Genomic DNA, 230 nt, shown 5'->3' with positions numbered 1-230 from the left:
GCACGGGGCGCGTCCAGGGACCGAGGATTCCGATCTTGCGAAAGAGCTGGGCGTCGGCCTCGCGGCTGTCGATGCGGGACATGTCCAGGCGGATCTCTCGGTGCGCCGCGCCGGAGCCGGGCTGCACATCCAGGCGCACCGTCTCGCCTTCCAGGGCGCCGCGCGTCAGCAGCCAGCGCAACCCCTCGAACGAGCACACCGGCTCAAACTCGTCAGCACCCAGCGCAGCC

At 70.9% G+C, this 230-nt stretch carries 1 protein-coding gene; it reads right to left on the bottom strand.

The features are described from left to right. On the bottom strand, window positions 1-230 hold a 230-nt coding region (locus ACTHTA_RS11685), incomplete at both ends, for a hypothetical protein (protein ID WP_440379652.1).

The sequence above is a fragment of the Neisseria sp. P0013.S005 genome (assembly GCF_051958425.1).
In the GTDB taxonomy this organism is placed as follows: domain Bacteria; phylum Pseudomonadota; class Gammaproteobacteria; order Burkholderiales; family Neisseriaceae; genus Neisseria; species Neisseria subflava.
Note: the sequence above shows the minus strand (reverse complement) of the source record. Positions and strands in the feature narration are given on the sequence as shown.